Annotated in this window: 20 protein-coding genes; 5 read left to right on the top strand and 15 right to left on the bottom strand. The window is 58.8% G+C overall.

Annotated features, from left to right (window positions below):
• Positions 1-123: 123 nt before the first annotated feature.
• Together DEIPE_RS24240 and DEIPE_RS20285 are read right to left on the bottom strand one after the other, a co-directional pair.
• Positions 124-288 (bottom strand): hypothetical protein, encoded by a 165-nt coding sequence (locus DEIPE_RS24240; protein WP_015231430.1) that lies wholly within the window; start codon positions 286-288, stop codon positions 124-126.
• 127 nt (positions 289-415) lie between these two features.
• Positions 416-787: a hypothetical protein gene (locus DEIPE_RS20285; protein ID WP_015231429.1), complete on the bottom strand. Its 372-nt coding sequence runs from the start codon at positions 785-787 to the stop codon at positions 416-418.
• Between the two features lie 223 nt (positions 788-1,010).
• Between DEIPE_RS20285 and DEIPE_RS22730 the strand changes: the two genes are divergently transcribed.
• Positions 1,011-3,425, top strand: a complete 2,415-nt coding sequence (locus DEIPE_RS22730; protein ID WP_015231428.1) for an Ig-like domain-containing protein — start codon at positions 1,011-1,013, stop codon at positions 3,423-3,425.
• Positions 3,426-3,569: 144 nt separating this feature from the next.
• Positions 3,570-4,250 carry a hypothetical protein gene (locus DEIPE_RS20275; RefSeq protein ID WP_157449111.1) on the top strand — a complete coding sequence of 227 codons (681 nt, stop codon included), beginning with the start codon at positions 3,570-3,572 and terminating at the stop codon, positions 4,248-4,250.
• Between the two features lie 154 nt (positions 4,251-4,404).
• Here DEIPE_RS20275 and DEIPE_RS20270 read toward each other — a convergent pair whose 3' ends face one another.
• Positions 4,405-4,866: a hypothetical protein gene (locus DEIPE_RS20270; protein ID WP_015231426.1), complete on the bottom strand. Its 462-nt coding sequence runs from the start codon at positions 4,864-4,866 to the stop codon at positions 4,405-4,407.
• Between the two features lie 99 nt (positions 4,867-4,965).
• Positions 4,966-6,399 carry an undecaprenyl-phosphate galactose phosphotransferase WbaP gene (gene wbaP / locus DEIPE_RS20265; RefSeq protein WP_015231425.1) on the bottom strand — a complete coding sequence of 478 codons (1,434 nt, stop codon included), beginning with the start codon at positions 6,397-6,399 and terminating at the stop codon, positions 4,966-4,968.
• 242 nt (positions 6,400-6,641) lie between these two features.
• Between wbaP and DEIPE_RS20260 the strand changes: the two genes are divergently transcribed.
• The 3 genes from DEIPE_RS20260 (at position 6,642) to DEIPE_RS20250 (ending at position 9,697) form a co-directional block, all read left to right on the top strand.
• Complete coding sequence (locus DEIPE_RS20260; RefSeq protein ID WP_015231424.1) at positions 6,642-7,238, top strand: tetratricopeptide repeat protein; 597 nt, start codon at positions 6,642-6,644, stop codon at positions 7,236-7,238.
• The gene (locus tag DEIPE_RS20255; RefSeq protein ID WP_015231423.1) at positions 7,235-8,551 is read left to right on the top strand and encodes an O-antigen ligase family protein; all 1,317 of its coding nucleotides are present in this window, start codon (positions 7,235-7,237) and stop codon (positions 8,549-8,551) included. Before DEIPE_RS20260 ends, DEIPE_RS20255 begins: the two co-directional genes overlap by 4 nt.
• A gap of 72 nt (positions 8,552-8,623) precedes the next feature.
• Complete coding sequence (locus DEIPE_RS20250) at positions 8,624-9,697, top strand: mannose-1-phosphate guanylyltransferase (protein WP_015231422.1); 1,074 nt, start codon at positions 8,624-8,626, stop codon at positions 9,695-9,697.
• Between the two features lie 93 nt (positions 9,698-9,790).
• On the opposite strand, the gene DEIPE_RS20245 is transcribed toward DEIPE_RS20250, so the two are convergent.
• The 11 genes from DEIPE_RS20245 to DEIPE_RS20215 all read right to left on the bottom strand — a co-directional run bounded on the left by DEIPE_RS20245 (position 9,791) and on the right by DEIPE_RS20215 (position 21,411).
• On the bottom strand, positions 9,791-10,738 hold the full coding sequence (locus DEIPE_RS20245; RefSeq protein ID WP_015231421.1) for a GDP-L-fucose synthase family protein: 948 nt from the start codon (positions 10,736-10,738) through the stop codon (positions 9,791-9,793).
• Between the two features lie 14 nt (positions 10,739-10,752).
• On the bottom strand, positions 10,753-11,799 hold the full coding sequence (gmd, locus tag DEIPE_RS20240) for a GDP-mannose 4,6-dehydratase (protein WP_015231420.1): 1,047 nt from the start codon (positions 11,797-11,799) through the stop codon (positions 10,753-10,755).
• Between the two features lie 12 nt (positions 11,800-11,811).
• Positions 11,812-12,591, bottom strand: a complete 780-nt coding sequence (locus DEIPE_RS20235) for a WecB/TagA/CpsF family glycosyltransferase (RefSeq protein WP_015231419.1) — start codon at positions 12,589-12,591, stop codon at positions 11,812-11,814.
• Positions 12,588-13,778, bottom strand: a complete 1,191-nt coding sequence (locus tag DEIPE_RS23445; RefSeq protein ID WP_015231418.1) for a glycosyltransferase family 4 protein — start codon at positions 13,776-13,778, stop codon at positions 12,588-12,590. The genes DEIPE_RS20235 and DEIPE_RS23445 overlap by 4 nt, the downstream gene beginning before the upstream one ends.
• A complete protein-coding gene (locus tag DEIPE_RS23440) occupies positions 13,775-14,890 on the bottom strand; it encodes a glycosyltransferase family 4 protein (RefSeq protein ID WP_015231417.1) in 1,116 nt (371 codons plus the stop codon). Before DEIPE_RS23440 ends, DEIPE_RS23445 begins: the two co-directional genes overlap by 4 nt.
• On the bottom strand, positions 14,887-15,726 hold the full coding sequence (locus tag DEIPE_RS23435; protein WP_015231416.1) for a glycosyltransferase family 2 protein: 840 nt from the start codon (positions 15,724-15,726) through the stop codon (positions 14,887-14,889). Before DEIPE_RS23435 ends, DEIPE_RS23440 begins: the two co-directional genes overlap by 4 nt.
• On the bottom strand, positions 15,723-17,015 hold the full coding sequence (locus DEIPE_RS20225) for an O-antigen ligase family protein (RefSeq protein WP_015231415.1): 1,293 nt from the start codon (positions 17,013-17,015) through the stop codon (positions 15,723-15,725). The genes DEIPE_RS23435 and DEIPE_RS20225 overlap by 4 nt, the downstream gene beginning before the upstream one ends.
• 196 nt (positions 17,016-17,211) lie before the next feature.
• Complete coding sequence (locus DEIPE_RS23430; RefSeq protein ID WP_015231414.1) at positions 17,212-18,381, bottom strand: glycosyltransferase family 4 protein; 1,170 nt, start codon at positions 18,379-18,381, stop codon at positions 17,212-17,214.
• Positions 18,378-18,977 carry a DapH/DapD/GlmU-related protein gene (locus DEIPE_RS23425; protein ID WP_015231413.1) on the bottom strand — a complete coding sequence of 200 codons (600 nt, stop codon included), beginning with the start codon at positions 18,975-18,977 and terminating at the stop codon, positions 18,378-18,380. Before DEIPE_RS23425 ends, DEIPE_RS23430 begins: the two co-directional genes overlap by 4 nt.
• Positions 18,974-20,461 (bottom strand): lipopolysaccharide biosynthesis protein, encoded by a 1,488-nt coding sequence (locus DEIPE_RS20220; protein WP_157449110.1) that lies wholly within the window; start codon positions 20,459-20,461, stop codon positions 18,974-18,976. Before DEIPE_RS20220 ends, DEIPE_RS23425 begins: the two co-directional genes overlap by 4 nt.
• A complete protein-coding gene (locus DEIPE_RS20215; protein WP_015231411.1) occupies positions 20,458-21,411 on the bottom strand; it encodes a UDP-glucuronic acid decarboxylase family protein in 954 nt (317 codons plus the stop codon). Before DEIPE_RS20215 ends, DEIPE_RS20220 begins: the two co-directional genes overlap by 4 nt.
• Between the last annotated feature and the right edge of the window lie 11 nt (positions 21,412-21,422).

Here is a 21,422-nt window from a genome sequence, read left to right as displayed (position 1 = left end):
GCTTGCACGACCGGGGAAGCAGGTGTGGTTGCCTTTCCGGTTGCTGGTCCGACGAAAAAGAAAGCGTAAAAAAAGTGCTCCCTGGCTCTGGCGGGCCGGGGAGCACTCTGCGCTGGTGGACGGTCAGTCGCCGGGATGCCGGCTGTTCCAGAACGAGCGCAGCTCGCGGTTTTTCTCGCGTTCGCGCTGACGAATGGTCAGGCGGTCGTGGAGTTCGCGTCCGCTGAAGACCAGCGCGACGGCAGAGATGGGCAGACCAATGGCCATGGCGAGCTCAAGAAAAGACATGTCGGATCCTTGCAGAGATGGCGAAGGGGAAGAAACAGGACACCGGTGGCTGAAGAACTTGCCTCAGCGTAGCGCGGCGGTTCTGACAAAACCCTGACGGCCCCGATGAAGGTGTGGCGGTCGGCAGTCAGGCGGACGGACCGGGCAGCCTCAGCACGCCGCTCGGTCCATTGAGCCGCAGGGAAGCGCTGGCCAGCGCGGACAGCTGGTCGAGCCAGGCCCGCGAGGGCGGGCTGGCGGGTGGTTTGGCCAGGGCCTCCTGCAGTTGCCCCAGCACCAGGTAATCGAGCCGTTCAGGGGTGATGGGGGCCAGCCGTTGGCCCTGCTGAAATTCGGCGTCCAGCCGCCAGCCGCTGAGGGCGCAGTACCGGTAGCCTCCGTACACGCTCACTTCACCCTCGCTGGTGGATTCAATGGTGGTGAGGCGCCAGGGTCGGCCTTTCTTCTCGATCACCACCCATTCACCCGCTGAGAAAATGAGAGGTTGGTGGGCGTCCATGGACTCACCATATGCGAAGAATGGACTGCCGTGAAGTCTGGCACGAGGTTTAGAACTTTTTTTATCGTTCGCTAATTTGTGAGTCCTCTACGAGAAATGTGTACTACGATGAAGCCACATGCACCCAGCATGAAAAATTTCACGGAAGCGTTGAAGCCTGCCTCAGTACACGGTCACCTTAGGGCAGGTGGAGCCAATGGTGAGCCCGGCCAGAGGAGTATTCATGAAAAAGGTTTCACTGTCGGTGGCGGCCTTGACCCTTGCGCTCATCCTCGCGGCCTGCGGTCAAGGCGCCCCTCAGGACGGCCAGCTCCCCACGGTCGGCAGCGTCACCTACGACGCCCAGACCGGTCAGGCCACCATCCTCGCGTCCGACAACGTTGGCATCAGCAAGCTCGAGTACAGCATCGACACCGGACCGGTCATCACCCTCAAGGTGAGCGGCAAAGGGCCCTACACCATTCCCCTGCCCAGCAGCCTCAAGCCCGGTCCGCACACCATCAAGGTCACGGTGTTCGACTCGGCCGGCAATCCCTCCAAAAAATACACCCTCAGCATCACCGTGCTCGACCGTCACGCGCCCACCAAGGTGGTTCTCTCCAGCACTGCGCCCCTGACGGATCCCATCACCCGGGCAGGGCCGCTGGGCCTCAGCGTTGCTGCCCAGGACAACGTCAAGGTCACCCGGGTCGAGTTTTATGACGGCGCCACCAAAATCGCCGAGGACACCACCCCGGACGACGGCTTCACCGCCAGCGTCGATTTCGCCGCCGGCAACCAGTCCAGCCACCAGTACAGCGCCCGCGCCTACGACGCGGCCGGCAACGCCAGCGCGCCCAGCAACACCCTCAGCGTCAACGTCAACATTCCCGGCCTGCCGGTCGACGTGCCCGCGCCGACCAACGTCGTGCTGTCGCGCGAGGGCGACGGGCCGGTCACCCAGCGCGGCGGAAGCGTGCTGCTGAAGGTCACCGCCGAAGGCGCCGTCGATCACGTCTTCTTCTACGACAACGGCGTGCAGGTCGGGACCGGGGATTTCACGCCCCAGGACGGCTTCGCCAAGACCATCGAGTTCAGCGCCGCCGACAACGGCACCCACGTCTACACCGCCGTGGCCTTCACCGCCGCCGGCAAAGCCAGCGTTCCCAGCAACGCGGTCAACGTCACCGTCGACATCGACGACGTCGCCCCCAGCGTCAGCGTCACCGCTTCTCCCGCCTCGCTCACCGCCGCCGGTCAGGTGGAAATCACCGCGGACGCCACCGACAACCGCTCTGTCAGCAAAGTGGAGTTCTACCAGAACGGCGCCCTGCTGGGCACCGACACGAACGGCAGCGACGGCTGGACGGCGGCAGCGGAGTTCAGCGCCAACAGCCAGAACGGTACGTACGACTACACCGCCAAAGCCTTCGACGTCGCCGGCAACCACACCATCAGCGACGCCGCCCGCGTCACCGTGGCGATTGACACCACCGCCCCGACGGTCAGCCTCAGCTCGTCCAGCCCGACCGTCACGAGTGAAGGCAGCCTGACCCTCACGGCCGCCGCGCAGGACAACGAGGGCGGCACCGGGGTGAATTACGTGGAGTTCTACCGCAACGGCGTGCTCGTAGCGACGGATGCCAGCGCGCCGTACGAGTACAGCGCCAGCTTCACCTTCGCCGACAACGGCACGGTGACCTTCAACGCCAAAGCCTTTGATCAGGTCGGCAACGTCGCGACCAGCGGCGACATGCAGATCAACGTGCAGATTCCCGATTCGCTGGCACCGGTGTTCGGCAGTGACCTGGCAGGCGCGGCGATCGTCAGCGTCGACGGTGGCTATGACGGGCGCATCACCGGCACGCTGAGCGACAACGTCGGCGTCACCAGCCTCACCTACAGCCTCAACGGCGCGCCGGCCGTGACGGTCTCGCCGATCACCAGCAGCCTGGATATCCTGGTGGACGCCTTGCAGGACGGCGAGAACAGCATTCTGCTCACCGCGCAGGACGCCCAGGGCAACACCGCCACCGCCACCGTCACCATCACCGCGCCGGACGTGGGCGCCCCCAGCTTCAGCAACGTCGTGACCGAAGTCCTCGGGGCGGGCAGCGACACGCCGACCCTGCGCATCAGCGGTCAAGCGAGTGACCTGGTCGGCGTGACCCGCGTGACCTACCAACTCAACGGCAGCAATGAAAGCGAGCTGCTGCTGAGCGGCAGTGCCCAGGACGCCACCTTCGACGCGACCGTCAGCGGTCTGGTCCCCGGCAGCAACACCCTCACCTTGCAGGCTTACGACGCGGCGAACAACGTTGCCCGTCAGACCAGCACCTTCTCGCTCAGCGCCAGCGACTCGATCGCGCCGACTATCAGCGGCCTCAGCGCGATTGCCAAAGGCAAGAGCCGCAACACCGCAATTAGCGCGACCATCAGTGACACTGCGCCGGTGGGCGCCACCGCCGGCATCGGTGACGTGCGCCTGTCGTACAGCGTGGACGGCAAGAATACCGACGTGAGCATCAAAGGCTCGCTCAGCGGCACCAGTTTGCAGCACAACCTCAAGAACGTGCCAGTCGGCACCACCCTTACCGTCACCGCCATCGACCTCGCCGGAAACAGCGTGAGCGCCACGACCATTATCGTGCGCCGCTGAACTCGGGCTGAACCGCCGGTCCGCCCGCAAGGGCGGACCGATGAGAAGTCATCCTTATGAGGAGGCCCGTCAAACCACCCTGCACCTGGGAGACAATCGCGGCCTCATGAAGATGAATAGTTTATGATGAGATCGGAGAAAAACGTGAAGAAACCCCTGATCGCCGGCCTGCTCGCAACCACCCTCGCTTCGTGCGGTGGCGCTCCGGCGCCCACCTACCCCTATAACCCCAACATGAACACCGTCGAGCAAAACAGCACCCTGGTGCCGTACTACGGCGACTGGGTCATAGTGGCCTCGCTCAACGATGGCACCCGGCGCTACGGTGTCGCCAGCTTCAGCAGCAAATACAAAAGCACCACCTACGTCAACGCCAGCGGTGGCGTGATGGCCTGGTGCTACAGCCAGTCGTGCAGCACCGACAGCGAACAGGGCGCCGGCATCATGGGCACCCTGAAGACCAGCTCCGGCTCGGCACTGGCTTCCGGCATGGTGCCCTTCAGCGACAGCAGCGTTCCGCGCGGCAGCAGCCCCACCCGCTTTTTCATGACCGACCTCGACGGCAAAGTCGAAGTGGTGAACAAGCAGGCCGTCATCGCCGGAAAAGGCTTGTGGACCAACGAAACCGGCACCGACCAGGCGGCCGGATTCGCCTTCGTGCAGGTAGAGACCAGCCCCAGCATCCGGCCGCAAGCCACGCCCAGCGCGGCCTACCTGACCGCGCAGACCGCCGCGCAGCAGGCGCTGACCGAAGCTCGCCTGAGCGCGCAGAGCAGCCTGAGTCCCGACGTGGTTCGCGCGGCCATCACCGACGCCACCCGGTAATTGAGGAGAGCAGCCAAGGCGCCCGAAAGGGCGCCTTCTTCTTGCGGTGCAGGCCAGTGTTCGACGTTCTCTCTGCCACGCCTGCTTCTCTTGGGCCTGGGTACGACAACAGGAAGAGCAGCCCTCGGGCCGCTCTTCTTTGACTGGTTTGGCTTCAGCCGGGTTTGGTCGGCGTGACGGCTTTTTGTGCGTCTTCGGCCGCTTTGTTGGCCGCGGTGAGGGCGGCGGGGTCGCTGAGCAGTTTGCTGAGGCCGTCCGGGGTGTTGGTGGCCAGCGAAGGGTTCTGGGCCAGGAAGTTGTTCACGGCGTTACCTGTGAACGTCTTGCCGGTGGCGGCTTCCAGCGCGGCGCGGGTGACCAGATTGGTGGGGGCGGCGGTGTTGCCGTAAGTCAGCAGTTGAGCGACGACTTCTGCCGAAATGCGCAGCTGTCCGGCCAGCGTGCTGAACTGGGCGGTGCTGGGGCGCACGCTCTGGAGGGTGGCGAGGTTCAGTTGCACGCCGCGCGCCTGGGCGATGGCCAGCAGGGTGGCGTAGCCGGTGAGGGCCTTGGCTTGAGCGAAGGCGGGAGAGGAGGCGACGAGCGCGGCGGCGGTCAGCAGTAGGACATTCTTCACATGGGCTCCCGTTAAAACCAATCTAACGAATGTCTCATTCTAGCACGGGCTCTCATACTGAGATGAGACGAACTGGCCGATCAGTACCATCACACAGCGTCAGTAGGCACCCGAGCCACGCAGCACCACCCGCACCGTGCGCACCAGAATCATGAAATCCAGCCAGAGGCTCCAGTTGCGCACGTAGTAGCTGTCCCAGCGTTCCATCCCGGCGGTGCCGGTGTCCGAACGACCGGACACCTGCCACAGGCCGGTCATGCCCGGCAGCACTTCCGCGCGAAGCCGCTGGACACAGTTTGGCAGCTCCCGGGCGTGGTAAGAGGGGAGAGGACGCGGCCCGACCAGGCTCATCTCACCGCGCAGGACGTTGCCGAGTTGCGGTAGCTCGTCGAGACTGGTTTTGCGCAGTACAGCGCCCACCCGCGTGATGCGCGGGTCATGACGCAGCTTGAAGCCGGCTTCCCACTCGCTCCGCATGGCGGCATCCTCGGCGAGTTTGCGCTGAAGGACTTCCTCGGCGTTGGGCAGCATGGTGCGGAACTTCCAGGTGCGGAACATCCGGCCGCCACGGCCCACCCGCTCCTGCACAAAGAATGGGTTGGCGCGGTCCTCCAGCCAGATCAGTCCGGCGATCAGCAGGCACAGCGGCAGCCACAGCGGCAGGGTGAGCAGCGTGACCAGCACGTCGAACACGCGTTTCAGCGCGACCGCGCCCGAACCGAGGAGCGTGTTGGTCAGTTCCAGCCCCAGCGTGCCCGCCAGGTCGCGCGTCCGCACCCACAGCGACTGCACGCCGAACAAGTCGGGAATGATCACCACCTGCCGGTACACCCGCAGGTTGTCATCGAGCAGGGCCTGCATCTGTGTACGCGGCGCTCCAGGCATGGCGAGAATGGCCATGGGCGCTGCGAGGGTGGTGTCGTGCGTTCGGCCGAGCACTGGAACACCCGCGACCGTCTGTCCTTGCAGCGAGGGGTCATCATCAAACACACCCACCGGGACGTACCCGAACCCCGGGTTGTCCTGCAGGGCGCGCACGACCTGCGCTCCGGTGGCTCCACCACCGTAGATGACGGTGGGCAAGCCCCATTGACCGATGCGAATCAGCAAGGTTTTGCCGAAGCTGCGCGCCAGCAGGATGAGCGGCCAAGCGATGGCGAAGTTGACCAGCAGGGCCAGCGCCGCGTTGAGCGAGCCTGCCTCGGTCAGGGCGTAGGTGAGGCTGCGGGTGAGCAGCACGATCAGCAGCAGTTGCGTGAGGCGGCGCATTTCTTCCGGTGCGCCCAGGCCCCAGCCGGGAGTGAGCCGCGCGGCGGCGGCACCCAAGGGCCACAGCAGCAGCACGACCCAGTCCCACTCGGGGCCGACGAACCGGTGAAGCAGCGCTCCCTTCACCACTGCCGCCAGCAACAGCGCCAGCTTGAGGGCCAGCAGGTCACCTGCCAGCAGAACCGCGACGTTGAGGGCCCGACGACGGTAGAAGCGAAAGGCGCGGGTGTCGCCCGGCGTGGTGGATTGTACAAGGACGGTCATCGCTGGCTCCTGGGGCACGCTCGGCTGAAACACCGAGCATCCGCTGTTTACCCAAGCAGCATAATGCTCTCATCCTGCTTCTGGTTAAGTATATTTGGCCGGCTTTGTGGACCAGTACTGCCAGCTCGCCAACATTGCGCTTTGAAGCCGTTTTTGGTTGAGCAGGTTCCCTGCAGCCCTCGAGGCCTGGATCAAATTCTCAACTCCAGATTCGCCAGGAGCGTTAATCTTTCCTTTACCGGATGGGCAGAAAAACTTTGCCCACCCAGATCGAGGACACCATGCGTACCTATCCTTTTCCCTGGTATCTGGCGGTACCCTTGACCGTTCCCCTGCTGTGGATGGCCAGCCTGGCCATCACCGAGCTGCGCGCACAGCAGCTCACGGCGCTCGCAGAGGCACAGCAGCAGGAATTTCAGTTTGACCAGGCTCAGGCGACCAGGCGGGCCGCGGCGGCGCTCAGTCCGCAGGACGCCGAGCTGCAGCTCGCTCTCGCCAAGGGAGCCCGTGCCCTGTGGACCTTTCGCGGCACTCCCGAACTGAAACGGGAAGCCGACTCGGCCTTTAAGCGCGCGTCGCAGCTCAGCCCGCACTGGGCCGAACCGGCCTATGAGCACGCCCGCATGTACAGCTTCAAGGAACAGTACGCCCACGCGCTGAAACTGCTCGAACCGGCCTTCAAGCATGACCCGAATCATGCTGGCTACTGGCTGGAGCGCGCCCGTTACCTGGAAGCCCTCCAGCGGCCTGCAGACGCCCGAACCGCCTACGCGCGCTGTGAGAAGCTCAATCCCGTTCGTGCCTGCGTGGACGGCGTGAAACGATTGGCGACGCCATGAAACCCCATCTGACCCGCTTGCTGGAACAGCTGAGCCTGGCCCTCGCCCTGCTGACGCTCGCCTGGGGCCCGCTGGCGCAGGGCAGTACCTTCACTTGGGGCTTCAGCGGACTGATTCTGCTGGGCTGCGTCACCTTCACCCTGACGCTGTTCACGGTGGGTCTGCGTGGGCAAGTGCAGATCGCCAATCCCTGGTGGGTGCTGGCCGCCCTCGTCCTGCTGGGCTGGATCTGGGCCAGCACCACCTGGGCGCCATACCAGTTGGAAGCGCAACGCTGGGCGGGTGTCTGGACCGCCGTCCTGGGTGTGGCGCTGAGCCTGCACCTGCTGGCCACCACCCACCGCCGGCAGCAGGCCGTGCTGACCACCCTGCTGCTGAGCGGCGCGGCTGCCGTCGTGATCGCCCTGCTGCAGCAGAGAGGAGTGATCCTGCCCGGTTACCAGGCGTTGCCCGGCACGCCCGAACAGTACTTGACCGGCCCGTACTTCCACCCCAGTCACTTCAGCGGTTACCTGGTTGGCGTGGCAGCGGTGGTGAGTACGGTGGTGCTCTGCACCCGCGTAGGTTGGCACACGCTGCCCCTGCTCGCGCTGGCGGTTGGAGTTCAGTACGTTAACCTCAAGACCGACGGCAGCTCTATCCCGGCGGTCATGCTCGCGGCGGTCCTGCCACTGGTCGTCTGGGCGTGGACGAAGCGCGTGTGGCTTGGTGCAGTGCTTACCGTCATGGCTATTTCTGGCGCGGCGGGTGGCGCCTACCTGCTGGGTACGGTGCATGGACAGGCGCTGTTTGCCGCGCACAAGCAGCAACTGGGCATAAAAAGCCAAAATCTGGAAGGCTTCCTGCAGACCCGATACGCCATTCACTATTTTGGCGAACAGCTTTGGAGAGCTCACCCCACTTTCGGCGTGGGCCTGGGTCAGTACCCAACCGAGTTTCAGCAATACCGTCGGCCTAAGGAAGATGTGCCTGGAAGCGTAGATCATGCCTTCGTGAATTACGCGCACAGCGATTACTACCAGATGCTCGCGGAACTCGGGACTCCCGGCCTCGTGCTGTTCCTGCTGTTTCTCGCCACGAGTATCCTGACGCGGCCATCAACCTTGACCGCTCTCGCCTGGTTCAGTTGTCTTGCCGCCTATCTCTGCACCGGGTTCTACGACAGCCACCTCACGGCGATCCCCGGCACTATGTTGACCGTCTTTGCCCTGGCTGGTGTACCGATGTCGCTTTCCCACAAGGCAGTCAAGCAGACCCTTGCTGAAGATCAAAGAGACGAAGGAGCAAAGCGTGGATTGCTGGCAACCAACTGAAAGGCTTACTCAAATGCGCGCACAGGTGACCCCGCTTTTTCACTATGTGGTCTATCCAGGGGCTGGGACGCAGTGAGCCCAGTCTTCTATCCGGTCATTCTGGCGGGTGGTAGTGGGGAACGCTTCTGGCCCCTTTCACGCCGTGCCAAACCCAAACAGTTCCTCACCCTTGACACCAGCGGCGAGAGCCTCCTGCAAGCTACTGCGCGGCGCCTCAGTGGCATCAATGGCAGCCTTGACAACTTGTACGTGATCACCAGCGGTGAGTACCGGAGTCAAGTCCTCGACCAATTGCCCGACCTATCCATCGAAAACCTGATCGTCGAACCGGTGGCGCGTGACACCGCCCCCGCCGTTCTGTATGCCGCCCTGCGGATCGCTCAGCATGACCCCAACGGCGTGATGGGCGTCTTCCCAGCCGATCACCGCATCACGGACACCCAAGGCTTCCACCGGGTGATCGAACGCGCCCGACACGCGGCAGAGATGTACGACAGCCTCGTCACCCTCGGCATTACGCCTACCTTTCCTTCCACCGGCTACGGCTACATCGAGAACGGTGACCGGGTCGAAGATGGCGAATTTCCCATCAACACCGTGACATGTTTTCGCGAGAAACCTGACCGAGGAACCGCCGAGGAATTCCTGCAGCAAGGGCACTATTGCTGGAATTCGGGCATGTTCGTCTGGAAGGTAGACAGTATCCTCAACGCTTATAGAGAGTTGCAGCCCCCGATGTACCAGGCGCTCAGCGAGGCGCTGCAATCTCGAGGTAAGGTACGCGAGGTATTTCCAGCGCTGGAGAAGATCAGCATTGACTACGCCATTTTGGAGCGTGCAAAGAATGTGCAGATCATCCCAGCCAACTTCGGCTGGGATGATCTGGGAGACTGGAACGCGCTGGAAAGACTTCTGCGCGGTGTAGGATCGAACGTCGCCGTAGGACGTCACGTTGGGCTCGACACGGACGGTGCCATCCTCTACACCACCAACAGTGACGACCTGATCGCCACCATCGGCCTCGAAGACGTCGTTGTCATCAGGACGCCTGATATCACGCTGGTGGTTCGCAAGGACCGAACGCAGGACATCAAACAGGTCGTCAAACGACTTAAAGAACACCCGGAGCTGGTGCGCTTCGCTTAACGGGGCATGGAAAGCAAAAGACTGCCGGAAGCGTACGCTTCCGGCAGTCTTTGTCTGCGAGTGGGGGCAGCATCGTCCGCTAAAGAGCCGAATTCAATGCCGGACCAGTTCTGAGTCGCGGTGCGTCAGATACCATTCCAGCGTCTGCTCAATCCCTTCGCGCAAATCGATGCGTGCTGTCCAGCCCAGCTCACGCAGCTTACTCACGTCCATCAGTTTGCGTGGTGTGCCATCAGGTTTGCTGGCGTCGAACGCGAGTGCTCCATCGTAGCCCACGACATCCCGCACAAGCAGAGCCAGATCGCGAATCGAGAGGTCCACGCCCGTTCCCACGTTGATCGGGCCGGGTTCGCTCACGTGCTGCATCAGGAACAGGCAGGCATCTGCCAGGTCGTCCACATGCAGGAACTCGCGCAATGGCGAGCCGGAACCCCAGATGTCTACGACCTGTTTCGCCTGCTCCTTGGCGTCCACCATTTTGCGAATCAAGGCGGGCAAGACGTGCGAGTTCTGCAGGTCGAAGTTGTCCCCCGGACCATACAGATTGGTCGGCATGGCGCTGATGAAGTCACACCCGTACTGGGCGCGGTAGTGATCACACAACTCAATCGCGGCAATCTTCGCCACGGCGTACGCACGGTTTGTCGCTTCCAGCGGCCCCGTGAGGAGGTACTCCTCGCGTAGTGGCTGCGGGGCGAGCTTCGGGTAGATACAACTGCTTCCCAGATTCAGGAGTTTCCGCACGCCCACTTCGTACGAGCCATGAATCACATTGGTGGCGATCATCAGGTTGTCGTACAGGAAATCAGCGGGGTAGGTGCTGTTTGCCAGGATGCCCCCCACTTTGGCCGCCGCCAGGAAGACATACTCGGGCCGCTCAGCCTCGAGAACCTCACGGACTGCCGTCTGGTTCCGTAAATCCAGCTGGCTACTGGCGCGTGTGATGATGTTGGTGTATCCCTCGGCCTGCAAGCGTCGAAGAATAGCGCCGCCCACCATGCCCCGATGCCCAGCAACGAATATTTTTGCGTGCTTGTCCATTCAGCTGGCACCCTTCAGTTCGTGCTGATGCCTTTGAGGGCAATCTGGTGTCCTGCATTGATCAGCGTTTTTTCCTGGCGGGCGAGCTCCAAGTCGTGGTCTACCATTTCGCGCACCAGTTCCTCAAAAGTGGTTTTTGGCTGCCAGCCGAGTCGCTGTTGGGTTTCCTCTGCATCTCCCAGCAGGTAATCCACCTCGGCGGGACGGAAGTAGCGTGGGTCGATCTCCACGTACTCCTGGTAATCCAGGCCGACCAGCGCGAACGCCCGTTCCGCGAACTCCCTCACGCTGTACGCCTCACCCGTGGCGATCACGTAATCACGCGGCGCATCCTGTTGCAGCATCAGCCACATTGCCTCCACGTAATCCCGCGCGTGCCCCCAGTCGCGCTTGGCTTCCAGGTTCCCCAGGTACAGCTTCTTCTGCAAGCTCATCTTGATGCGGGCTACCGCGCGAGTGATCTTGCGCGTCACGAAGGTTTCACCGCGCCGGGGAGATTCGTGGTTGAAGAGGATGCCGTTGCAGGCGTACAGGTCGTACGCCTCGCGGTGGTTCACGGTCTGCCAGAAGCTGTACACCTTGGCCACGGCATAAGGGCTGCGGGGGTGAAAGGGGGTGTTGAGGCCCTGGGGTGGCTTGGCCGCGCCAAACATCTCTGAGCTGCTCGCCTGGTAGTACTTCACTGCGTGGCCAGTGCGGTCGCGGTAATCGCGGATGGCTTCCAGCAGGCGCAGGGTGCCCAGGCCGGTAATGTCGGCCGTGTACTCCGCCTGGTCGTAGCTGACCTTGACGTGTGACTGCGCGCCGAGGTTATACACCTCATCAGGGCAGACGCGCTCGATTAGGAGACGGAGGTTGCTGCTGTCTGCCAAGTCACCATAGTGCAAGAACATCTTCGCCTGAGGATCATGAGGGTCGCGGTAGAGGTGGTCGATGCGGTCCGTGTTGAAGGAGCTGGCGCGGCGGATGATGCCGTGCACTTCATAGCCTTTGGAAAGCAGTAGCTCGGCGAGGTATGAGCCGTCCTGGCCTGTGATGCCCGTAAGTAAAGCCTTCTTCATCTTACTACCATACTAGTGCCTATTAAGATAGTGCTGATGAATTTTAGTCTTCAAAAGTTGGATGGCGAAAAGGACAACAAAGCGTGGATTATGACGGGCATAGCGCTTCCAGAGACGCTTTGGTTCCATCAGCAGGCGAAAGAGCCATTCTAGTCCCAGCTTCTGCAGTATGCTAGGTGCCTGCCGCACCCGCCCTGAATAAAAGTCAAAGGCCGCCCCCACGCCCAACATCACCAGCGGCAAACGGTCATGGTGCTCGTACATCCACCACTCCTGTTTCGGGCAACCGATGCCTACAAAGAGAATGCGTGCCCCGGACTCTACGATCTCGCGAGTGTGCCTTTCATCCTCTTCAGTCGTGAGTGGTCGAAAGGGTGGAGCGATGGAGCAGGCTATCCGAATACCAGAGAACTTGTGGTGCAGGAAGGCTTTGAAGTCGTGCAGGCTTTCGGGCGTGCCGCCGTACAGGCCAATGGGGATGTCCTCACGCACTGCCGCCTCGCAGACATGCAACATTAGGGTCGGCCCGTAAACGCGAGAAGCATCCGACACCCCCAGCAACTTCAAACCCCATATAAGCGGCATGCCGTCTGGCGTGACAAGATCTGAACTGTTCACGACACTTTGGAAGGGCACGTTGTCATACGTCTCCATCGTCATATGAACGTTTGCCACGGCAACACGACGTTCCTCGCCCGCTTTCGCCCACGTTAGGATGCGTTTCGCAGCGTCCTCGTAACTTGTCGCGTCCACGCGCATTCCCAAAATGTACCGGTGTTGCAAAATGTTCATCTCTTGCCCTGACGCTCCTCGTTATGCTTGATAGCTCTCCGGTAAATGCCGAGCAACTGCTCCACGTTCCGCTGTTGGGTATACAACGTTTGGTATTCCTCAGCAGCCTGACGTCGCAGCGTTCGCAAAAGATCATCATTCGATGCAATCAATCGCATCTTCGAGGCAAGATCTTCAGCATTACCGGTTTTAAAGTGTAGACCTGTCATCCCGTGACGGACCAATGTCGCTTGGGCTCCGATATCGGAACTCAGAACAGGCAGACTCTGTGCGTAGGCCTCGACGATAACGTTACCGAAACTTTCATAAAATTCCGAAGCTACGATCAAGGCCGTGGCGGAAGCCATTTCGTATGCGACTTGCTGCTTTGATCGCCAACCAAGAAAAGTTACGTTTGATAGTCCATGCTCTTTGACGGTCTGCTCCAACGCCGCACGCAAGTCGCCGTCACCGACAAGCCTCACGGTATACGGCATGGCTTTAGCCGCTTCAACAATCGTTCGAACCCCCTTCCGCTCATCCAAACGTCCGACGAACAAAAAGGTCGGAGGCGAAGGAATGGAGTTCTGAATGGACGCCGCTACTTCCACGAATGACGGATTGGGTTTGACGACAATCTTCTCGGCAGGAACTCCCGAACGTATGTTTATTTGCCGGGCGAACTCTGATGATGTGATAAAAACGTCGACATCATCCAACCAACCGGAGGCAACCTGAGAACGTCCTGCTAAAGCGGCAGCGACCGATTGAACGCGTGAACCTCGGTAGCAAGAGTGAACGATCCCAGAAAGCGGCGGACCTTGCAAGCAATCCGTACAAACCCTACCGTCACGGTACAACACTCCGTTTAAGCAGAAAGGACGGTAGTTGTGTAGCGTTTGCACGAGCGGCATGGCGCGTGCTTTAGCCGCCTTCACTGCAGCAACGGAAATTAAGGGGAAAATGTTGTGAACGTGAACGATGTCTGGCGAGAACCTGTCAATCGCGGCTTGAACGCCTTTATAATCTTGGCGGCTCCAGAGAACTCTACGGGCCACCTCCAGCCCTCCTTCACCTACGTCTTGACTTCGCACTACGTAAAATTCGACTTCGCAACCAGCAGCTCGCAGTAAGTCGGCTTCCGCCTCAACGACTCGGTCTTCACCTCCTGGTTGTTTGTAGTAGTTGTGTACTAGCGTGACTTTCATACGCCCAATCTGCGACGAATATCTGACGCGATACGCTCTGATACTTCCGATGTTGGAAGCAGAGGACTTGTGTCTGCTTTCGCAAGACCACCGGTCACTGCTAGACGCAATGCCCGATCAAAATCGTCCGCATTAAGAGGATCAAAACGGTTTTGCTCTGGAACGATCTCTTCGGTGCACCCCGCATAAACGGACGAGAGTACTGTCAATCCCGACCAAAGCGCCTCATTTACTACCAGGCCCCACACGTCCTCGAGAGTCGGGAATACTAAACAGTCTGCGGAGCGATAGACGGCAGGCATTCCTTCCGGCGCCTGCGGCGGTAGAAAGTGCACGTTCCGTAAGTTCAGGACGGCTGCTAGCTGCTCTAGTTCCTTCTGTTCCGGTCCACCCCCAACAAGCAGCAGGGTAAACACATATCCTTCATGCTGTATGCGCGCTGCGGATTCCATCAGGGCGCTCACACCTTTACGTCCAATCATCTGTCCTACGTATAGCAGCACGGGCCTTGGTTGGATGGTCATAAGGGCTGGCACAGGTTTTGAATACGTCGCCTCGTTCACCGCGTTCTGTATTTGTAAGATATGCTCGCGCGGTACACCTAATTTGCTCAGATATGTCGTGGACGATTCCCCGTAACTGATCCAGCGCTGAACCCAATGCACGAGAATGTCTCTCAAAATACGCTTCAACCGCCCGCGTCCCCGTTCTGTGTGAAGTGTACCGCCCCACCAAACCCATACCGGTCGATGTGTGAGCAAACCATAAAGTAAGGCGAAAATTGTACGCGTCCCGAGTTCGTTTGTGATCACAGCGTCGGGACGGTCGCGAAACAAGGCCGAAAGGTAGCCAGGCGTGATGTGTAGATAACGCAAATCCTGCACGCGGCCTCCCTGACGCACGCTGCGCTGAAACGTAACCCCCCAAGGGCGTACTATGCGAACGCCAGCCTGTTCAAGCTCGGTGATAGTGCCTGCCCATTTTGAACGATTACCTTCACTGCCAGAGATATACACCGTTAAATCGAATGCTTGCCCCAAAGCTTTGTAGATCGGCAGGCGGTATGGAGCGATGATATTAACCATGAGAGCCAGACGTGGAGTACGTGTCACTTTGTCCTCCGTTGAGGAGACACCAAAACACGTGCATATGGCGCAACCCAGTGAAGAGGCCAGAATAAGCCCGCGTGGCGTCGCGCAAATTGAATCCATTCCCGAGGCGGCAGGCCTTTAATACTCCGGATCTTTTGCCAACGAACACGACGTGGCAAAGTCCGATCTTGCCAGGTTCCAGCTTCTTGATTGCGGCTGCAGGTGCCAACAAACCCTGGAGCAACCCAAATCTCGAAACCTTCCTGCCGCGCACGTAAGCCATAATCAAAATCTCCCATTCCGTGAGAGAACTCATGGCTCAAATTTCCCACTGCTTTCGCTACCGCCCCTGGAATTAAGACGCAATTGCCATTCATCGTTTCAGCTGAGCCAGGGCGGTCGCTTGGTGTCACGCGTTCGAAGTACAAAGGTTTCAAAGGATAAGGGCGGACAACGCCACCGTATGTCAAGCCACCGGTCTGGGCATCGCGGGTTGACCCTACTACTATTGCTTGGTCAGCAAAAAAGGCAGAGGTGCGAAGCAGCTTTGTGAGTGCATCCGCGTCTAGCTCTGTGTCGTCGTTAAGCCACAAAAAGAAATCTGGTTGAAGTTCGACTGCGTCTTCCCAGGCACGGCGCATTCCACCATTCCAGTAGCATCCGCCGTCTCCTTGCAACACGACAACTTCTGGGAAGCGTTCATGAACGGCCGATGAAGTTTCATCCGTACTACCATCGTCAAGTAAATGGACAGTCAAGCGCACGCTTGGTCTGTCTTGCGAAAATAGACGTTCGAGACACGAAAGTGTTTTTTCGCGGCGATTAAATACGGTGAGAAGGACGGCTACGTGTATCATGACATACCTCCTACTTTGGTATGTTGGGGTTGTATGGAGTGAGAAGTTCTTTGTGTAAACTGTACGTAACTTGTCAATCCGAAAAACAGCCCAAAAAAGTAAGGTGCGGAGTACGCTCCGCCATAGACGAACAGTGCGAAAAGGACAAATTGTAGTGGGCGGAAGAGCAAGTTCTTACCTGCCAAGCGGGCCATCTGGCGGAATGCGACAATTAACAGGGCGAGATACACTGCTAAGCCAAGTCCGCCAAGATCTACAAGGAGTTGCACGTACATATTGTGCGGGTTATCCAAAACGACCGCCCCGTTTGAAAGCATCCGTTCGTACCCTGCCCCCATTGGTTGACCTACAGCGTAATTCGCGATGTCGGTGTAGCGTGTGGGACTCAGCAATTGCACCCAGCCATCAAAACGCCATTGGAATGTGTTGGTATTTGTGGCCGAGTTCTCCAACGACTCGCCCAATTGTCCGGGAAAAGCGAATGTGAGCAACCCGACGACAATTAAGCCGGCAATGCTCAGACCTGTAACGAGCCGCCCACGTCCTTGTCTTTCGATTAGGAGCCACACAAGAAGTGCTGCCACAGTTGCAAACCATACCGTTCGATGTTGCAAAATCACTACAGCAGTAAGGAGGATGTAAGGAACCCATGGAGAAAAACGCAACCATGGGCTAGTGCGCAGCAAGTACAGAGTGACCAAACCAGCTGACGCGAGAAAGAACGCTTGCCCCGCCCCCAAGAAACGAAACGTCCCCTGATACTCAGAATACGTTGCTACACCTGCTAGGTTCAGCACAAACCACACCAAGCCAACGGCCAGCGTGGCCAAGGCAAAGCGTACCCAAGTGCGGAGAAACCACTGCAGCATTGAGTCGTCCCAGCGAAGCGTGATCGAGTACAGCAGCATGCCAAGCAGCGTGATGTAAGGGCGCCCGGAGTTCACCACTTTCTGAAAATCAAAGTCCGTCAGCCCACGCAGGACTGCGACGAGAAACAGCGCAACAAGACCTAATGCGAGCAAGGTCGAAAAGTTTATTCTTCGTCGTAGCGCCCGAACTGTTCCGATAAGCAGGAGTAAACCTGAGACGGCATCAGCGGGATATATATTCGCAGTTGCCACTGCTACTGCAGGAGGTTGACCTTGGAAGGCTGCATCGAGCAGAAACACAATGAAAATACTCGAGATAGCAATTTTGGGGTAGCGCCACAACAGCAAACCCAGCATGGCAGCTAAGACGAGGGGCGCAAGTTGCATGTACATCGCATGCAGTGAAACCAAAAAATCCATTAAGAGTGGCCTCCTTGTCTCGTGTGAGGCCACACGTAAGCAGAAGACCCTGCTCGTACTGACACATCAAGTACGCGACATGATTCTGTGGCGCAGACGTATGCGGCTGCACCGTATATGGCAGGCAAGCACCTGTAGGAGCACGATTCATCGCAGTACATTTTGGATAAAAGCTTTGAACGAGGCAGCTTATGATTCATAGTACTCGCCGTAATACTTCTGCGTAAAGTTGCTCATAGCCTGTCAGCTGCGCTTCTATTGTGAAACGGGAGCGTGCCCACTCGCGTCCATAAGTTGAAAGTTGCTGACGTACAGCCGGATGATGAGCCAAGTTCAACATTGCGTTGCGCAGCGATGCAACGTTGGACACATCGATTAGCAAGGCGGCACGGCCTTGGTCTGTAACCCAGGGTACTGCTCCACTACGCTCGCCAGCGATTACGGGTAAGCCTAATGCCATCGCTTCAGCAAGGGCCATACCGAATGATTCCTCTAAGGAAGGGTGAACGAATATATCAGCCTCAGCAGAAAGTCGTGCAAGCATTTGGTCATATGGCGTTTTACCAGCAAATTCTACCCCACCTACCAGATCCTTCGCCCGAGCGTACTGGTAGGCTTCCTGGCCAGGACCGTAGCCCTCGCCAAACATTATCAGTCTCGTGTGCGGTAACTGTGAATGTAGTTCGCTAAAAGCGTGTAATAAATTGGCCCCGTTTTTTCGCTTTCCCCATCCCATCATAGAAGAGGCGAAGGTAAGATCTGTGCGGACCCAATCGATTGATGCAGTGTGTGTGAATGCTTCCGTTGGAATCCCGTTGGGTACTACATGCAAATCATATCTGCCTGTTGTTCGAGCGAAATGTTTTGCAATATAGGGCGAAACTGCAGTCATCAATGGCGCCTTCTGAGCCACCACGGCCGACATGGCGGCACGTGCGAGGCGATAGAGGTCAGGGTGATGCTGTAACACTTGAAGCGGCGCGTCATGGGCCGTAACAAGTACCCGGCGCGAACTGGCAAGCGCCGCTAGGGCAAACTCATATGTCCAGTGGGCATGCAGCACATCTTGCGGATGTGAACGCATTAACAGAGTTAATTCCTTACGCTCGACGGCGAAGAAATCACGTGCGCGACCTTTCAGTCGGTATGGAGCAACGTGTAAGCTCAGGCCATCCCCATAGTAACTGCGGGGCTTGGTGACATCAGGTGAAAGGGTAAATACCGCAACTTGGTGCCCCCGCTCGCGCAAGCCAAGCACCCATCGCGCCATCGGTGCGAAGGCATATCCGTCACTCAGCGCTTCCGCTCCCTCCAGGTAAGGTGTTAGGAGCGAAAGGGTGACTGGTCCGGCGACCCCGATTCTCATTGCTGCTCCACGCCTAGAACCCGGCAAGGATTCCCGGCTGCGATGCTATTGGCTGGAATGTCTTTTGTGACCACGCTTCCTGCACCGATTACTGCGTTATCACCGATGCTCACCCCTTTGAGAACTATAGTTCCTGTGCCCAGAAAGACATTGCGACCGATAGTCACGGGCGTATGTTGAGCTTGACTTAGCGGCGCATAGCGTCTTGCTGGATGTTGAACAGGATGAAAGTCGGTGTCGCTGATGGTTACATTTGCGCCCAGCATTGAGCCCGCACCGATTTCGACTCGCGCAGCTGCACAGATGCTGCCGCCGCTAATGCCCACGTCACTACCAATAATGATCTCGGCACCGGGCAACAGGGTTCGGAGAACAACAGGGTGATTGACACCCAGAGCGGTAGCTTCGCTCTCGGAGCATAAGACAACGTTGTCTCCAATGGAGATAACAGACTTTGGTGCGCAGGATATTATCGGAGTACCGTAGTAGGTGATGTTCACGCCGAGGCGCACGCCGATATGGCGCAAGTGTTGTTTGGTTCGGACCGCAATTATGGTTCTACGAAGTTTTCGACAAACTTTTTGGATAAGTGTCATGCGAACCGCCGGGCGAAGCGTTGGGGAAGTTTTCGTGTAAGTCGGTGGAGGTAGCGCTTTGTTTCGGGTTCGGTGAAGACGTTGGGCAGCATTAGGAGAAGGAGAAGCCAAGTCGTTCCGCTAACCAGGATCTCGAGAAGGAACTTCAGGAGGGCAGGGGCCGTCCAGAACTGCTCAATTAGGGCAGGTAAGAAAGCGCAAAGACCGGCAAGGAGTACGGCACGTAGGAGGATCCTCGAAATTGTGCCAGCGCTGACGCGAAGCACATTACATGCGGCGGCAGTCATGAGAGTGAAGCGAAGGGCATGAACGAACACGCCCACCCAGACGAGAGCGGCGAGAGACCAGCTTGCAGCAAGTAGGAGCGCAGGAATGGCGACCAACGCTGCAAGCGATTGCGCGCGGAGTTCTTCTTGAGGTCGGTTAAGGCCTGCAAGAATAGGACCGGCGATTGCCATCAGAGCAAACAGTGGCATTGCGATAGCGAGGGGGAGAACAAATGGGATGGCGTTCACCCATTGCTGCCCGTATGTGGCCTCCACTAATGAGGCTGCCGCCGCCGCCGCGGTCATAAACGCAGGAACTATGACAGTGGCAAGGCCGCCGAAGGTGGCGAGGTAGGTCTGTCGCGCGGTGTCGGTTTGATTTTGCGTTCTTGACGTTGCTGCGAACAGCACCCCTTGCGAAGCAGACACGACCACGGTAACGGGAGTATTCAGGAGAAAGAAAGCACGATTATAGAGACCGAGCGTCGCAGTGCCGAAGGCGCGTCCAAGCAGAAAGCTGTCAAGGTATGTGCTGACCCAATTTACGATATTGGTGGCAAGGATGCGGCCACCAAAGTGCAACATGTGAGTGTCGCGTTGCAACAGGGGGGCGATGGGATGGCGGGTCGCGTGGTATAGCAGCGCGAGGTTGAGGGTAGTTTGAAGCACTTGCGCACCAGTGAGGCTCCACACACCGAGGCCGAGGTACGCTGCAGGAATTCCGAAGCCAAGATAGCTCAGCAGGTAGCTCCCTACCTGTGTTTTTTGAATGCGGCGGAAGTCCATGCGTCGGCGCAGTAGGGCGGCAGAGGTTTGACTGGCGCTTTGAAGTACCAGCGTAAATGCGAGAACTTGTAGGACGGGGGCGAGGATTGGCTGGCTGTAGGCGTGCGCGAGAAGTGGAGCGGAGAGTGCGATACTGAGGGCGAGCCCTATGCCAATGAGCGTTTGCGCGGTAAAGGCGGTGCGAACGTCGTTGTCATGGATTTCTTTCCTCTGCACGAGGCTGGCGCTCAAGCCAGAGTCGGCGATCAGCAAGCCGAGACTGATAACCAAGCTGGCGATGGCGATAACACCGTAGGATGCTGGTCCTAGCAAGCGGGCTAACATAATGTTGATAGCGAAGCCAGAACCTGACCTTGTAGCAAATCCCGCCATGTTCCAAAGAAACGCTCTTCCGGCGTCACTTGCTGAGCTGGGTAGAGTAGGTTGCTTCACGATGGAAGTGAAGTTGTTTGCACACATCCCAGGCTGCGCTCCAGGCCTTCTCTAAGCGTCACTTTAGGTGCCCATCCCAAGAGTTGCAAAGCTCGAGTATTATCTGGTTTCCTCTGCTTTGGGTCATCTTGCGGCATAGGGCCGAACACAATGTTGAGGGCGGGGTTAACACGATCACGGATGATTTGTGCGAAGTGCAGAATGCTGTACTCGTCTGGATTGCCGAGGTTGATTGGCTCGTGGTATGTCACTCCCATCAGGCGAGCAATTCCCTCTACCAAATCATCGACGTATTGAAAGCTACGAGTTTGGCTGCCGTCGCCGTAAACAGTTAGAGGCTGACCCGATAATGCTTGATTGATGAAGTTGGTCACTACGCGTCCATCATCGGCTCGCATCCTAGGCCCAAAGGTGTTGAAGATACGGATGATTCGCGTGTCAATCCCCTTCGTGCGGTGGTACGCCATCGTGATGGCTTCTGCATACCGCTTAGCCTCGTCATAACAACTCCGCACCCCATTCGGGTTCACGTTACCCCAGTACGTTTCGGGTTGGGGGTGCATCAGCGGGTCGCCATATACTTCGCTAGTGCTGGCCAGCATAAACTTCGCGCCGTGCCCGTGCGCCAGCTCCAAGGCATTCTGCGTACCTTGTGCGCCGACCATCAGCGTTTCGATAGGGAATTGCTGGTAGTGAGGCGGACTGGCGGGGGAGGCGAAATGCATCACCCAGTCGAGGTTCTCGCCCTCGAATGGAATGCCGTAGCTCACGTCCGCCTCGATAAAGCGGAAGTTGGGGTGGCTCAGGAACAGTTCGGTGTTGCGCTTCTGTCCACTGATGTAGTTGTCGACGCCGGTCACGAAATGCCCCTCGCCGAGAAAACGCTCGACGAGGTGGCTTCCGATGAATCCGGCGCTTCCAGTGATCAAGATGTGTAGGGGTAGGGTCACAGCGCTCTCGA

The organism is Deinococcus peraridilitoris DSM 19664 (assembly GCF_000317835.1).
GTDB lineage: Bacteria > Deinococcota > Deinococci > Deinococcales > Deinococcaceae > Deinococcus_A > Deinococcus_A peraridilitoris.
This window is presented reverse-complemented; position numbering and strand designations above follow the sequence as displayed.